Here is a 13,456-nt window from a genome sequence, read left to right on the forward strand (position 1 = left end):
TAGGGGTAAACAATGCGATATATAGCTGGCATTGATATAGGCAACTCATCGACGGAAGTCGCCCTGGCGACCCTGAATGAGGCTGGCGCGCTGACGATTACGCACAGCGCGCTGGCGGAAACCACCGGGATCAAAGGCACGTTGCGTAACGTGTTCGGCATTCAGGAGGCCCTCGCGCTGGTCGCAAAGCGCGCGGGGATCAGTGTCAGCGATATTTCGCTCATCCGCATTAACGAAGCCACGCCGGTGATTGGCGATGTGGCGATGGAAACCATTACCGAAACCATCATCACCGAATCGACCATGATCGGCCATAACCCGAAAACGCCGGGCGGCGTAGGCCTTGGTGTGGGTATCACGATTACGCCGGAGGAGTTGCTAACTCGTCCGGCGGACGCGCCCTATATCCTGGTGGTCTCGTCAGCCTTTGATTTTGCCGATATCGCCCAGGTTATCAACGCCTCCATCCGCGCCGGGTATCAGATAACCGGCGTCATTTTACAGCGCGACGATGGCGTACTGGTCAGCAACCGGCTGGAAAAATCGCTGCCGATCGTTGACGAAGTGCTGTACATCGACCGCATTCCGCTGGGGATGCTGGCGGCGATTGAGGTCGCCGTTCCGGGGAAGGTCATCGAAACCCTTTCTAACCCTTACGGCATCGCCACCGTATTTAACCTCAACGCCGATGAGACGAAAAATATCGTCCCGATGGCTCGCGCGCTAATTGGCAACCGTTCGGCGGTGGTGGTCAAAACGCCATCCGGCGACGTCAAAGCGCGGGCGATCCCCGCCGGTAACCTGGAACTGCAGGCGCAGGGCCGTACCGTGCGCGTGGATGTCGCCGCCGGCGCCGAGGCTATCATGAAAGCGGTGGACGGCAGCGGTAAACTCGATAACGTCACCGGCGAGGCCGGGACCAATATCGGCGGCATGCTGGAGCACGTGCGCCAGACTATGGCCGAGTTGACCAACAAACCCAGCAACGAAATCTTCATTCAGGATCTGCTGGCCGTTGACACCTCTGTGCCGGTGAGCGTCACCGGCGGTCTGGCCGGGGAGTTCTCGCTGGAGCAGGCCGTCGGCATCGCCTCAATGGTGAAATCAGACCGTCTGCAGATGGCGATGATTGCCCGCGAAATCGAGCAGAAGCTCAATATCGACGTGCAGATCGGCGGCGCTGAAGCCGAAGCCGCCATCCTGGGCGCGCTGACCACGCCGGGCACCACCCGACCGCTGGCGATCCTCGACCTCGGCGCGGGATCCACCGATGCCTCCATTATCAACCCTAAAGGCGAAATCATCGCCACTCACCTCGCCGGAGCAGGCGATATGGTGACGATGATTATTGCCCGCGAGCTGGGGCTGGAAGACCGCTATCTGGCGGAAGAGATCAAGAAGTATCCGCTGGCCAAGGTGGAAAGTCTGTTCCATTTACGCCACGAGGACGGCAGCGTGCAGTTCTTCTCCACGCCGCTGCCCCCCGCCGTATTCGCCCGCGTCTGCGTGGTGAAACCGGACGAACTGGTGCCGCTACCCGGCGACTTAGCGCTGGAAAAAGTACGCGCCATTCGCCGCAGCGCCAAAGAGCGGGTCTTTGTCACCAACGCCCTGCGCGCGCTGCGTCAGGTCAGCCCCACTGGCAACATTCGCGATATTCCGTTCGTGGTGCTGGTTGGCGGTTCGTCGCTGGATTTCGAAGTCCCGCAGCTGGTCACCGATGCGTTGGCGCACTACCGCCTGGTTGCCGGGCGGGGAAATATTCGCGGCAGCGAAGGCCCAAGAAACGCGGTGGCCACCGGCCTGATTCTCTCCTGGCATAAGGAGTTCGCGCATGGACAGTAATCACAGCGCCCCGGCCATCGTCATTACCGCCATCGACGGCTGCGACGGCCTGTGGCGCGAAGTGCTGCTGGGCATTGAAGAGGAAGGTATCCCTTTCCTGCTCCAGCATCACCCGGCTGGGGAGGTCGTGGATAGCGCCTGGCAGGCGGCGCGCAGCTCGCCGCTGCTGGTGGGCATCGCCTGCGACCGCCATACGCTGGTCGTACATTACAAGAATTTACCCGCATCGGCGCCGCTTTTTACGCTGATGCATCATCAGAGCAGTCAGGCCCATCGCAATACCGGTAATAACGCGGCACGGCTGGTCAAAGGGATCCCTTTCCGGGATCTGAATAGCTAAGCAACAGGAGAACAGCAGTATGAATAACGCACTGGGACTGGTTGAAACAAAAGGGTTAGTGGGCGCCATTGAAGCCGCCGACGCCATGGTGAAATCCGCCAACGTGCAGCTGGTTGGCTACGAAAAAATTGGCTCTGGCCTGGTGACCGTCATGGTTCGCGGCGACGTCGGCGCGGTTAAAGCGGCGGTAGATGCCGGCAGCGCGGCGGCAAGCGTGGTGGGCGAAGTGAAATCCTGCCACGTGATTCCGCGTCCGCACAGCGACGTTGAGGCCATTTTACCGAAATCAGCCTGATTGACAGCGAATAAGGAGCACCGCGTGAAGCAATCACTGGGATTACTTGAAGTTTGTGGTCTGGCACTGGCTATTAGCTGCGCCGATATCATGGCGAAATCCGCTTCTATCACGCTGGTCGCCCTCGAAAAGACCAATGGTTCAGGCTGGACGGTGATTAAAATTACCGGTGATGTGGCCTCCGTACAGGCGGCCATCACCACCGGTGCGCATCTTGCCGAACAGCGAAACGGTCTGGTGGCCCACAAGGTTATCGCCAGACCCGGAGAAGGGATCCTGCCGGCAGAGACACCCCCGCCCCCCGTCATAGACCCTGAAAAGTCCGATGTGGCTGCTATCGCTGCTGAAGCGCCAGCAGAAGAGGCCCCGCAGGAACCAGAACTGGTCAGCTGCAATCTGTGCCTGGATCCGAAATGTCCGCGCCAGAAGGGCGAGCCACGCTCGCTTTGCATTCATCCCGGCAAGCGAGGTGAAGCGTAATGGATAAACAGCTCCTGGAATCGACGGTCAGTAAAGTCCTTGATGAGATGCGCCAGCGGCCTATTCCGCTGGGCGTTTCAAACCGTCACATCCACCTGTCGGCACAGGATTACGAACGCCTGTTTCCCGCTCATCCCATCAGCGAGAAAAAAGCGCTGCTGCAGCCGGGACAATACGCCGCGGAGCAAACCGTCACCCTGGTGGGGCCGAAAGGGCAGCTTAAAAATGTGCGCCTGCTCGGCCCGCTGCGCTCGGTAAGCCAGGTGGAAATTTCGCGTACCGATGCCAGAACCCTGGGGATTGCAGCGCCGCTGAGAATGTCCGGCAACCTGAAGGGGACGCCGGGTATTCGCCTGGTCAGCCCTTTTGGCGAGCTCGAACTCTCGTCAGGGGTTATCGTCGCGCAGCGGCATATCCATATGTCGCCGCTCGACGCGCTGATCCTGCGGGTCTCCCACGGCGATATGGTTTCGGTGGCGATTGAAGGCGACGAGCGCGGGCTGATTTTCAACAACGTGGCGGTTCGCGTTTCGCCGGATATGCGCCTCGAAATGCACATTGATACCGATGAAGCCAACGCCGCCGGTGCCGATAATCCGCAGGCCTTTGCCCGGCTGGTAGGCTCGCGATGAACGGCGAACTTCTGCAGCGCATTGTGGAGGAGATTGTCTCTCGCCTGCAGCAGCGCGCCGGGAGCACGGCGTCGCTGAGCGTTGCGCAGCTGCGTGATGCCGACTGTCCGGCGCTGTTCTGTCAGCACGCGTCGCTGCGCATCCAGCTCGTCGACCTGCCGCTGCTGGATCAACTGGCGGATGCGAATACCGACGATGCCGCAGCCCGCAAAATTCACCACGCGCTGGCGTTTGGCGTCCGCGTGCAGCTCACCCTGCACAGCCAGCTGCTGCCGGTTATCCCGGTCAAAAAACTGGCTCGCCTGCCGCTGGCCTTTGCCGACGAACGCGGGCTGCCGCTGGTTCTGCACGCAGGTTCGCTGCTGAGCTATCGCGACGTCGCGCTGCTGGATAAGGGACGTCTGGTACTCCACCGCAAATGTATCGTGACCGCGCTGGCGCGCGAAGCGGCTAATACGCGGAATATTCAATTAATTAAGCAGGAGTAAATCATGCATCTGGCACGAGTCACAGGCGCGGTTGTCTCCACGCAAAAATCACCTTCGCTGATCGGCAAAAAGCTGCTGCTGGTGCGGCGGGTCAGCGCCGATGGCGAGCTTCCCGCGTCACCAACCTGCGGAGATGAAGTCGCCGTGGATTCCGTCGGCGCGGGGATCGGCGAGCTGGTTCTGCTCAGCGGCGGCTCCAGCGCCAGACACGTTTTTTCCGGGCCAAACGAGGCCATCGACCTCGCCGTCGTCGGCATTGTCGATACGCTTTCACGTTAAGGAGCGAATATGGCGATTTATACCCGAACGGGCGACGCTGGCACCACCTCACTCTTTACCGGCCAGCGAGTGAGTAAAACCCACCCGCGGGTTGAAGCCTACGGCACGCTGGACGAGCTGAACGCCGCGCTGAGCCTGTGCGCCTGCGCCGCCGCGGATGAAAATCACCGCGCCCTGCTCGAAGCCATCCAGCAGCAAATATTCTGGTTTAGCGCAGAGCTGGCCAGCGACAGCGAACAGCCGTCGCCCAAACAGCGCTACATCAGCAGCGAAGAGATTTCCGCTCTGGAAGCCGCCATCGATCGGGCCATGGCCCGCGTCGAACCGCTGCACAGTTTTATCTTACCCGGCCGCTGCGAAGCCGCGAGCCGCCTGCATTTTGCCCGCACGCTGGCCCGTCGCGCCGAACGCCGTCTGGTTGAGCTGGCGGCGGAAGTCAACGTACGCCAGGTGCTGATGCGCTACATCAACCGCTTATCAGACTGCCTGTACGCCCTGGCGCGCGCCGAAGATAGCGATGCGCACCAGAACGATATTATCCGTGAGGTTAGCAGGCGCTATCTGGCCGCCAGCCAGCCGAACCGTAGCAAGGAGACGACGTCCGTGGCCCTTTCATTCCACGATCTGCACCAGCTCACTCGCGCGGCGGTTGAGCGCGCACAGCAGCTGCAGGTGCCGGTAGTTATCAGCATCGTTGATGCGCACGGCACGGAAACCGTGACCTGGCGGATGCCGGACGCTCTGCTGGTCAGCAGCGAGCTGGCGCCGAAAAAAGCCTGGACCGCGGTGGCAATGAAAACGGCGACCCATGAGCTGAGCGATGTCGTTCAGCCAGGCGCCGCGCTTTATGGCCTCGAAACTCATTTACAGGGAAAAGTCGTCACCTTTGGCGGCGGTTACGCCCTGTGGCGCGACGGCTCATTAATTGGGGGTCTTGGCATCAGCGGCGGCAGCGTTGAACAGGACATGGACATAGCACAGACCGCCATTGCGGCCATTAACGTGGGAACACATCAATGAATACTTCTGAACTCGAAACCCTGATTCGCACCATTCTTAGCGAGCAATTAACCACGCCATCGCAAACGCCGGTCCAGCCGCAGGGCAAAGGGATTTTCCAGTCCGTCAGCGAGGCCATCGACGCCGCGCACCAGGCGTTCTTACGTTATCAGCAGTGCCCGTTAAAAACCCGCAGCGCCATCATCAGCGCAATACGTCAGGAGCTGACGCCGCTGCTGGCGACTCTGGCGGAAGAGAGCGCCAATGAAACGGGGATGGGCAACAAAGAAGATAAATTCCTGAAAAACAAAGCCGCGCTCGACAACACGCCGGGCGTGGAAGACCTCACCACCACCGCGCTGACCGGCGACGGCGGCATGGTGCTGTTTGAATACTCGCCGTTTGGCGTTATCGGGTCGGTCGCGCCGAGCACCAACCCGACGGAAACCATCATCAACAACAGCATCAGCATGCTGGCAGCGGGCAACAGCGTTTACTTCAGCCCGCATCCGGGGGCGAAAAAGGTCTCTCTGAAGCTCATCAGCCTGATAGAAGAGATTGCCTTCCGCTGCTGCGGCATCCGCAACCTGGTGGTCACCGTGGCTGAGCCGACTTTCGAAGCAACCCAGCAGATGATGGCCCACCCGCGAATCGCGGTGCTGGCCATTACCGGCGGACCGGGTATTGTGGCGATGGGTATGAAGAGCGGTAAGAAGGTGATTGGCGCTGGCGCGGGCAACCCGCCCTGCATCGTTGATGAAACCGCTGATTTGGTGAAGGCGGCGGAAGATATCATCAACGGCGCCTCGTTCGATTACAACCTGCCATGCATCGCCGAGAAGAGCCTGATTGTGGTGGAGAGCGTAGCTGAACGTCTGGTGCAGCAAATGCAATCCTTCGGCGCGCTGCTGCTGAGCCCCGCCGATACCGACAAACTCCGCGCCGCCTGCCTGCCTGAAGGCCAGGCGAATAAAAAACTGGTCGGCAAAAGCCCTTCAGCCATGCTGGAAGCTGCCGGGATTGCCGTTCCGGCAAAAGCGCCGCGTCTGCTGATTGCCATCGTCAACGCCGACGACCCGTGGGTCACCAGCGAACAGCTGATGCCAATGCTGCCGGTGGTGAAAGTCAACGATTTCGATAGCGCGCTGGCGCTGGCCCTGAAGGTTGAAGAGGGGCTGCATCATACCGCCATCATGCACTCGCAGAACGTGTCGCGTCTGAACCTTGCGGCCCGCACTCTGCAAACCTCGATATTCGTCAAAAACGGCCCCTCCTATGCCGGGATCGGCGTCGGCGGCGAAGGTTTCACCACCTTTACCATTGCCACGCCAACCGGCGAAGGAACAACCTCGGCGCGCACCTTTGCCCGCTCCCGGCGCTGCGTACTGACCAACGGCTTTTCTATCCGCTAACCGAGGTGGCGATGAATACTTTCTCACTACAAACGCGGTTGTACAGCGGTCAGGGCAGTCTGGCGGTGCTCAAACGCTTTACCAATAAGCACATCTGGATTATCTGCGATGGTTTTCTGGCGCGTTCGCCGCTGCTGGAGCTTCTGCGTAATGCGTTGCCCGCAGATAACCGCATCAGCGTCTTTAGCGAGATAACGCCGGACCCCACTATCCACACCGTGGTGCAGGGCATTGCGCAAATGCAGGCCCTGCGGCCACAGGTGGTCATCGGCTTCGGCGGCGGCTCGGCAATGGACGCGGCGAAAGCAATCGTCTGGTTCAGCCAGCAGAGCGGCATTGATATAGAAACCTGCGTGGCGATCCCGACCACCAGCGGCACCGGCTCGGAAGTGACCAGCGCCTGCGTGATTAGCGACCCGGATAAAGGCATCAAGTATCCGCTGTTCAACAATGCGCTGTATCCCGATATGGCGATCCTTGACCCGGACCTGGTGATCAGCGTGCCGCCGCAGATTACGGCCAACACCGGTATGGACGTGCTGACCCACGCGCTGGAGGCTTGGGTCTCTCCGCACGCCAGCGACTTTACCGACGCGCTGGCAGAAAAAGCCGCCAAACTGGTGTTCCAGTATCTGCCCACCGCGGTGGAAAAAGGCGACTGCGTGGCGACGCGCGGGAAAATGCACAACGCCTCAACCCTTGCCGGGATGGCCTTCAGCCAGGCGGGACTGGGGCTTAACCACGCCATCGCCCACCAGCTTGGCGGACAGTTTCATCTGCCGCACGGCCTGGCCAACGCGCTGCTGTTAACCACGGTTATCCGCTTTAACGCCGCTGTTCCCCGTGCTGGCAAACGCTACGCGCGGTTGGCCAAAGCCTGTGGATTTTGCCCGGCAGAGGCCAACGACGCCACGGCGATCAATGCCCTGATCCAGCAAATCGAACGACTCAAGCAACGCTGCGCGCTGCCGTCACTGGCGATCGCGCTGAAAGAAGGACGCTCCGAGTTTTCCGCGCGCATTCCGGCGATGGTACAGGCCGCGCTGGCGGACGTTACCTTACGCACCAATCCGCGTCCGGCCTGCGCTGAAGAAATCAGGGAACTGCTGGAGGAACTGCTATGAATAGCGCGGTCAACGCGGTTGAAATAACCCATAGCGCCGATGAAATCCGCGAGCGCGTGCGCGCAGCGGGCGTGGTCGGCGCGGGCGGTGCGGGTTTTCCCGCCCACGTGAAGCTACAGGCACAGGTAGAGATTTTTCTGGTCAACGCCGCCGAGTGCGAACCGATGCTCAAAGTTGACCAGCAGCTGATGTGGCAGCAGGCTGCGCGCCTTGTGCGCGGCGTGCAGTACGCCATGACGGCAACCGGCGCGCGCGAAGGGGTAATCGCCCTGAAAGAGAAATATCGTCGGGCTATCGATGCCCTCACCCCGCTGCTGCCTGCCGGTATCCGCCTGCATATTCTGCCGGATGTCTATCCCGCTGGCGATGAGGTGCTGACTATCTGGATGGCAACCGGTCGCCGGGTCGCTCCCGCCGCGCTGCCTGCCAGCGTCGGCGTGGTGGTCAATAACGTACAAACGGTGCTGAATATTGCCCGTGCGGTTGAGCAGCAGTTTCCGGTGACCCGCCGCACGTTGACCGTTAACGGCGCGGTCGCCCAACCGCTGACCGTTACCGTCCCGGTTGGCATGTCGCTGCGCGAAGTGCTGGCGCTGGCGGGCGGCGCGACAGTCGACGACCCCGGTTTTATTAACGGCGGCCCGATGATGGGCGGCCTGATAACTTCTCTCGATAGCCCGGTAACCAAAACTACCGGCGGCCTGCTGGTGCTGCCCAAAAGCCATCCGCTTATCCAGCGGCGGATGCAGGACGAGCGTACGGTGCTTTCCGTGGCGCGCACCGTCTGCGAACAGTGCCGGCTGTGTACCGATCTCTGCCCACGGCATCTGCTCGGTCACGAACTCTCTCCGCACCTGCTGGTGCGGGCGGTGAACTTTCATCAGGCCGCCACGCCGCAGCTGCTGCTTAGCGCCCTCACCTGCTCGGAATGCAACGTCTGCGAAAGCGTGGCCTGCCCGGTAGGGATCTCGCCGATGCGCATCAACCGCATGCTGAAACGCGAGCTGCGCGCGCAAAACCAGCGCTACGAAGGGCCGCTCTATCCCGCGGACGAAATGGCGAAATATCGCCTGGTGCCGGTGAAGCGACTGATCGCCAAACTGGGGCTGAGCCCCTGGTATCAGGAAGCGCCGCTGGTGGAGGACGAACCGCCAGTAGAAGAAGTGATTTTACAGCTGCGCCAGCATATCGGCGCCGGTGCGGTGCCGAATGTCACTGTCGGGGAGCGCGTTACGCGCGGGCAATGCATTGCCGATGTTCCGGCAGGCGCATTAGGCGCGTCGGTTCACGCCAGCATTGACGGCGTTGTTACGGCCATCAGCGAACAGGCCATCACGGTGATAAGAGGTTAACCATGTCTCAGGCTATAGGAATTTTAGAACTCACCAGCATTGCCAAAGGGATGGAGCTGGGTGACGCGATGCTAAAAAGCGCCAACGTTAATCTGCTGGTCAGCAAGACCATCTGTCCGGGTAAGTTTTTGCTGATGCTCGGCGGCGATATCGGCGCTGTCCAGCAGGCCATTGAAACCGGTACGTCGCAGGCCGGCGAGATGCTTGTCGACAGTCTGGTGCTGGCAAATATCCATCCCAGCGTACTTCCGGCCATCAGCGGCCTGAACAGCGTCGATAAGCGTCAGGCGGTAGGCATCGTCGAAACCTGGAGCGTGGCGGCCTGTATTAGCGCCGCTGACCGGGCGGTAAAAGGCTCAAACGTCACCCTGGTACGAGTGCATATGGCGTTCGGCATCGGCGGTAAATGCTACATGGTGGTGGCAGGCGACGTTTCCGACGTCAATAACGCCGTGACGGTCGCCAGCGAAAGCGCGGGCGAAAAAGGGCTGCTGGTTTACCGTTCGGTAATCCCACGCCCGCATGAAGCGATGTGGCGACAGATGGTGGAGGGGTAATGGAAAGGCAACCAACAACGGACCGCATGATTCAGGAATATGTTCCCGGAAAACAGGTAACCCTCGCGCACCTGATTGCCAATCCCGGGAAAGATCTCTTTAAAAAACTGGGCCTGCAGGATGCGGTATCCGCCATTGGCATCCTCACCATTACGCCCAGCGAAGCGTCGATTATCGCCTGCGATATCGCCACCAAATCCGGCGCGGTGGAGATCGGTTTTCTCGACCGCTTTACCGGCGCCGTGGTGCTGACCGGCGACGTTTCCGCCGTTGAGTATGCTCTCAAGCAGGTGACGCGCACGCTGGGTGAAATGATGCAGTTTACTACCTGCTCAATAACCCGGACGTAGCGCGATGAAACGTCTGATGTTGATCGGCCCCAGCCAGTGCGGCAAAACCTCGCTGACCCAGGGCCTGCGCGGCGAAGCGCTCCATTACAAGAAAACCCAGGCGATTGAATGGTCGCCGATGGCCATCGACACGCCGGGCGAATATCTGGAGAACCGCTGCCTGTATAGCGCTCTGCTGACCAGCGCCTGCGAGGCCGACGTTATTGCCCTGGTGCTGAACGCCGACGCCCAGTGGTCGCCGTTTTCTCCGGGTTTTACCGCTCCGATGAACCGCCCGACGATTGGCCTGGTCACTAAAGCTGACCTCGCTGACCCGCAGCGTATCTCGCTTATCGGAGAGTGGCTTACGCAGGCCGGTGCCCGGCAGATTTTTGTTACCAGCGCGCTGAACAATTCAGGTCTCGACGCGGTGCTGGATTTTCTGAATTCGAAGGAACCTCTATGTCTTACAAAATAATGGCCATTAACGCCGGCAGCTCATCGTTAAAATTCCAGCTGCTGGACATGCCGCAGGGCAACATGCTCTGTCAGGGACTGATTGAACGTATCGGCATGGCAAGTGCCCGGGTCACTCTTAAAACACCCGGGCAAAAATGGCAGGAGTCGGCGCCCGTTGCCGATCACCGTGAAGCCGTCACTCTGTTGCTGGAGAAACTCCTTAGCTACCGCGTTATTAACAGCTTGCAGGATATCGACGGCATCGGCCACCGCGTGGCGCACGGCGGGGAGCGCTTTAAAGATTCCACGCCGGTGACCGATGAAACCTTAGCGGAAATCGAGCGCCTGGCGGAGCTGGCCCCGCTTCATAATCCGGTCAACGCGCTGGGCATTAAAGTTTTCCGCCAGCTGCTGCCCGACGCACCGTCGGTGGCGGTGTTTGATACCGCGTTTCACCAGACGCTGGACGAGCGCGCGTTTATCTATCCGCTGCCGTGGCGCTACTACAGCGAGCTGGGCATTCGCCGCTACGGCTTCCACGGCACCAGCCACAAGTACGTCAGCGCGACGCTGGCGGAAAAGCTGGGCGTACCGCTGAGCGCCCTGCGCGTGGTGTGCTGCCATCTCGGCAACGGCAGCAGCGTTTGCGCGATCAAAGGCGGGCGATCCGTTAACACCTCCATGGGCTTTACGCCGCAGTCCGGCGTGATGATGGGTACCCGCAGCGGCGATATCGACCCTTCAATTTTACCGTGGCTGGCGCTGCATGAAGGGAAAACGCCGGAGCAGCTCAATCAACTGCTGAATAATGAATCCGGCCTGCTGGGGGTTTCCGGCGTTTCGCACGATTACCGCGATGTCGAGCAGGCAGCGGACAGCGGCAATCGTCAGGCGGCCCTGGCGCTCTCGCTGTTTGCCGAGCGCATTCGCGCCACCATCGGCAGTTATATTATGCAGATGGGCGGCCTGGACGCGCTGATCTTTACCGGCGGCATCGGTGAAAACTCCGCCCGCGCCAGGAGCGCCATCTGCCATAACCTGAATTTTCTCGGGCTTTCGGTCGATGAAGAGAAAAACCGGCACAATGCCACCTTTATTCAGACCGAGCAGGCGCTGGTCAAAGTGGCGGTCATCAATACCAATGAAGAGCTGATGATTGCCCGCGACGTGATGCGCCTCGCACTTCCTGAAGTAGAGACATTAACCGTTTCAGCCTGAGCTCGCCGCCAGGCAAATTGCGGTGAATCATGGAAATAGCGGGATCGGTATGACACTATGCGCTTAAAATTCTGAAACTTTACCCTAAATAATTCAAGTTACAGGACAAAGCACTTGTGCTTTGAACAGCGCTTGCGCTGGCCCCGTAGGGGCGAGGCCGCAGGCCGAGTAACGCGGCAAACGAGTGACAAATTCGTCTGGAACGAATTTGAACAGCCAAAGGCTGGCTTTAGTGAGGGACAGGGATGTCCCTCATCGTCCCCAGGAGCTTACATAAGTAAGTGACTGGGGTGAATGAGAGCAGCCAACGCCCCTGTAGCTTGAAGTATAACGGGTAAAAAGGTGAATATGTGGCCGTAGCGCAATGCCCCGCCTCCTGCGGCGAACTCATCCAGGGCTGGATCCTCGGCAGCGAGAAGCTGGTCTCCTGCCCCGTTGACTGGTACAGCACCGTCGAGGTGGACTACGGTTCACCTCGCGCGGATGAACGCCCGCTGTCGCGTGCCATGGTCGACCGGCTGCTGAGCTACTGGCGCTATCCGCCGGAGCTGAGTAAAGAGATTCGGATCGATATTTGTTCGACGATTCCGGTCGCCAAAGGTATGGCCAGCAGTACCGCGGACATCGCCGCGACGGCGGTAGCCACCGCGCATCATCTCGGCCATCCGCTGGATGAACCCACCCTCGCCCGGCTCTGCGTCTCCCTGGAGCCCACCGACAGCACCCTGTTTCGTCAGCTCACCCTGTTCGACCACAATACCGCCGCCACGCAGATTGCCTGCGGCAGCCAGCCTCAGCTCGATCTGCTGGTACTGGAAAGCCCCGCCACGCTGCTGACCACCGATTACCACCGACTTCCCCGGCTTGAAAAGCTACACGCCCATTCCGCCTCTCTGCACCAGGCCTGGGAGAAAGTTCAGCAGGCCTGCGAGACGGATAATCCGCGACGAATGGGGGAAGCGGCGACGCTCAGCGCTATCGCCAGCCAGCATCTGTTACCAAAGCCGGGGTTTGATACGCTGCAGGCGCTGGTGGAAGAGTGCGATTTATACGGTATTAACGTGGCGCACAGCGGTAGCGTGGTCGGCCTGATGCTCGACCGGCAGCGTCACGATATTGAGTATTTGCAACGGAGGCTGGAAGAAACTCGGCTTACCGAATTCTGGCCCAGGCAGCATCTGTTGCGCATGGTGCATGGCGGCGTCGAGCTGCGCTAACTCTGCCGCAGCTATGCCCCGGAGGCGGCGCTGCGCGCCTGTCCGGGCTACCGGACCACAGACGGCTGTAAACCTGTAGCCCCGCTAAGCCCAGCGCGAGCCGGGGAGAAGACCGCAACAATACCTCATGCCGTACACCTTCCCCGGAGGCGGCGCTGCGCGCCTGTCCGGGCTACCGGACCGCAGACGGCTGTAAACCCGTAGCCCGGCTTAGCCCAGCGCGAGCCGGGGAGAAGACAGCAACAAACCCTCATGCTGTACACCTTCCCCGGAGGCGGCGCTGCGCGCCTGTCCAGGCTACCGGCCCGCAGACGGCTGTAAACCCGTAGCCCGGCTAAGCCCAGCGCGAGCCGGGGAGAAGACCGCAACAAAACCTCATGCTGTACACCTTCCCCGGAGGCGGCGCTGCGCGCCTGTCCAGGCTACCGGA

Annotated in this window: 16 protein-coding genes; all 16 read left to right on the plus strand. The window is 60.5% G+C overall.

What is annotated here, in order from left to right; genetic code table 11:
* Positions 1-12 precede the first annotated feature (12 nt).
* The gene (gene pduG, locus GJ746_RS20340; RefSeq protein ID WP_154681810.1) at positions 13-1,845 is read left to right on the plus strand and encodes a propanediol dehydratase reactivase alpha subunit PduG; all 1,833 of its coding nucleotides are present in this window, start codon (positions 13-15) and stop codon (positions 1,843-1,845) included.
* Positions 1,835-2,185 carry a propanediol dehydratase reactivase beta subunit PduH gene (gene pduH / locus GJ746_RS20345; protein ID WP_154681811.1) on the plus strand — a complete coding sequence of 117 codons (351 nt, stop codon included), beginning with the start codon at positions 1,835-1,837 and terminating at the stop codon, positions 2,183-2,185. The genes pduG and pduH overlap by 11 nt, the downstream gene beginning before the upstream one ends.
* Before the next feature lie 19 nt (positions 2,186-2,204).
* Positions 2,205-2,480, plus strand: a complete 276-nt coding sequence (pduJ, locus tag GJ746_RS20350; protein WP_001057755.1) for a propanediol utilization microcompartment protein PduJ — start codon at positions 2,205-2,207, stop codon at positions 2,478-2,480.
* A 24-nt stretch (positions 2,481-2,504) separates the two neighbouring features.
* Entirely contained in the window at positions 2,505-2,960 is a 456-nt protein-coding gene (locus tag GJ746_RS20355; protein ID WP_154681812.1) for a BMC domain-containing protein, read from the plus strand.
* Entirely contained in the window at positions 2,960-3,592 is a 633-nt protein-coding gene (locus GJ746_RS20360) for a phosphate propanoyltransferase (protein ID WP_154681813.1), read from the plus strand. Before GJ746_RS20355 ends, GJ746_RS20360 begins: the two co-directional genes overlap by 1 nt.
* Positions 3,589-4,080 (plus strand): microcompartment protein PduM, encoded by a 492-nt coding sequence (pduM, locus tag GJ746_RS20365; protein ID WP_154681814.1) that lies wholly within the window; start codon positions 3,589-3,591, stop codon positions 4,078-4,080. Before GJ746_RS20360 ends, pduM begins: the two co-directional genes overlap by 4 nt.
* Before the next feature lie 3 nt (positions 4,081-4,083).
* A complete protein-coding gene (gene pduN, locus GJ746_RS20370; protein ID WP_154681815.1) occupies positions 4,084-4,359 on the plus strand; it encodes a propanediol utilization microcompartment protein PduN in 276 nt (91 codons plus the stop codon).
* A 9-nt stretch (positions 4,360-4,368) separates the two neighbouring features.
* Positions 4,369-5,379, plus strand: coding sequence for a two-domain cob(I)yrinic acid a,c-diamide adenosyltransferase PduO (gene pduO, locus GJ746_RS20375; protein WP_154681816.1), 1,011 nt, complete (start codon positions 4,369-4,371; stop codon positions 5,377-5,379).
* Positions 5,376-6,770 (plus strand): CoA-acylating propionaldehyde dehydrogenase PduP, encoded by a 1,395-nt coding sequence (gene pduP, locus GJ746_RS20380; protein ID WP_154681817.1) that lies wholly within the window; start codon positions 5,376-5,378, stop codon positions 6,768-6,770. Before pduO ends, pduP begins: the two co-directional genes overlap by 4 nt.
* 11 nt (positions 6,771-6,781) lie before the next feature.
* Complete coding sequence (pduQ, locus tag GJ746_RS20385) at positions 6,782-7,894, plus strand: 1-propanol dehydrogenase PduQ (RefSeq protein ID WP_154681818.1); 1,113 nt, start codon at positions 6,782-6,784, stop codon at positions 7,892-7,894.
* Positions 7,891-9,246, plus strand: a complete 1,356-nt coding sequence (gene pduS, locus GJ746_RS20390) for a cobalamin reductase PduS (RefSeq protein ID WP_154681819.1) — start codon at positions 7,891-7,893, stop codon at positions 9,244-9,246. The genes pduQ and pduS overlap by 4 nt, the downstream gene beginning before the upstream one ends.
* Positions 9,247-9,248: 2 nt before the next feature.
* Entirely contained in the window at positions 9,249-9,803 is a 555-nt protein-coding gene (gene pduT, locus GJ746_RS20395) for a propanediol utilization microcompartment protein PduT (protein WP_000075778.1), read from the plus strand.
* Entirely contained in the window at positions 9,803-10,153 is a 351-nt protein-coding gene (gene pduU / locus GJ746_RS20400; protein ID WP_000441103.1) for a propanediol utilization microcompartment protein PduU, read from the plus strand. Before pduT ends, pduU begins: the two co-directional genes overlap by 1 nt.
* Positions 10,154-10,157: 4 nt before the next feature.
* Positions 10,158-10,610: a propanediol utilization protein PduV gene (pduV, locus tag GJ746_RS20405; protein ID WP_043520853.1), complete on the plus strand. Its 453-nt coding sequence runs from the start codon at positions 10,158-10,160 to the stop codon at positions 10,608-10,610.
* On the plus strand, positions 10,595-11,809 hold the full coding sequence (locus tag GJ746_RS20410; protein ID WP_154681820.1) for an acetate/propionate family kinase: 1,215 nt from the start codon (positions 10,595-10,597) through the stop codon (positions 11,807-11,809). The genes pduV and GJ746_RS20410 overlap by 16 nt, the downstream gene beginning before the upstream one ends.
* A 350-nt stretch (positions 11,810-12,159) precedes the next feature.
* Complete coding sequence (locus GJ746_RS20415) at positions 12,160-13,026, plus strand: L-threonine kinase (RefSeq protein ID WP_154681821.1); 867 nt, start codon at positions 12,160-12,162, stop codon at positions 13,024-13,026.
* Positions 13,027-13,456 lie beyond the last annotated feature (430 nt).

The sequence above is a fragment of the Klebsiella oxytoca genome, assembly GCF_009707385.1.
Classification (GTDB): domain Bacteria; phylum Pseudomonadota; class Gammaproteobacteria; order Enterobacterales; family Enterobacteriaceae; genus Klebsiella; species Klebsiella oxytoca_C.

Excerpts from the sequence above, each read along its gene's own strand:
- pduQ (WP_154681818.1), top strand. The coding sequence starts at position 6,782 with ATGAATACTTTCTCACTACAAACGCGGTTGTACAGCGGTCAGGGCAGT.
- pduS (WP_154681819.1), top strand. The coding sequence starts at position 7,891 with ATGAATAGCGCGGTCAACGCGGTTGAAATAACCCATAGCGCCGATGAA.
- GJ746_RS20410 (WP_154681820.1), top strand. The coding sequence starts at position 10,595 with ATGTCTTACAAAATAATGGCCATTAACGCCGGCAGCTCATCGTTAAAA.
- pduP (WP_154681817.1), top strand. The coding sequence starts at position 5,376 with ATGAATACTTCTGAACTCGAAACCCTGATTCGCACCATTCTTAGCGAG.
- pduN (WP_154681815.1), top strand. The coding sequence starts at position 4,084 with ATGCATCTGGCACGAGTCACAGGCGCGGTTGTCTCCACGCAAAAATCA.
- GJ746_RS20360 (WP_154681813.1), top strand. The coding sequence starts at position 2,960 with ATGGATAAACAGCTCCTGGAATCGACGGTCAGTAAAGTCCTTGATGAG.
- pduJ (WP_001057755.1), top strand. The coding sequence starts at position 2,205 with ATGAATAACGCACTGGGACTGGTTGAAACAAAAGGGTTAGTGGGCGCC.
- pduV (WP_043520853.1), top strand. The coding sequence starts at position 10,158 with ATGAAACGTCTGATGTTGATCGGCCCCAGCCAGTGCGGCAAAACCTCG.
- pduM (WP_154681814.1), top strand. The coding sequence starts at position 3,589 with ATGAACGGCGAACTTCTGCAGCGCATTGTGGAGGAGATTGTCTCTCGC.
- pduU (WP_000441103.1), top strand. The coding sequence starts at position 9,803 with ATGGAAAGGCAACCAACAACGGACCGCATGATTCAGGAATATGTTCCC.
- pduO (WP_154681816.1), top strand. The coding sequence starts at position 4,369 with ATGGCGATTTATACCCGAACGGGCGACGCTGGCACCACCTCACTCTTT.
- pduG (WP_154681810.1), top strand. The coding sequence starts at position 13 with ATGCGATATATAGCTGGCATTGATATAGGCAACTCATCGACGGAAGTC.
- pduH (WP_154681811.1), top strand. The coding sequence starts at position 1,835 with ATGGACAGTAATCACAGCGCCCCGGCCATCGTCATTACCGCCATCGAC.
- pduT (WP_000075778.1), top strand. The coding sequence starts at position 9,249 with ATGTCTCAGGCTATAGGAATTTTAGAACTCACCAGCATTGCCAAAGGG.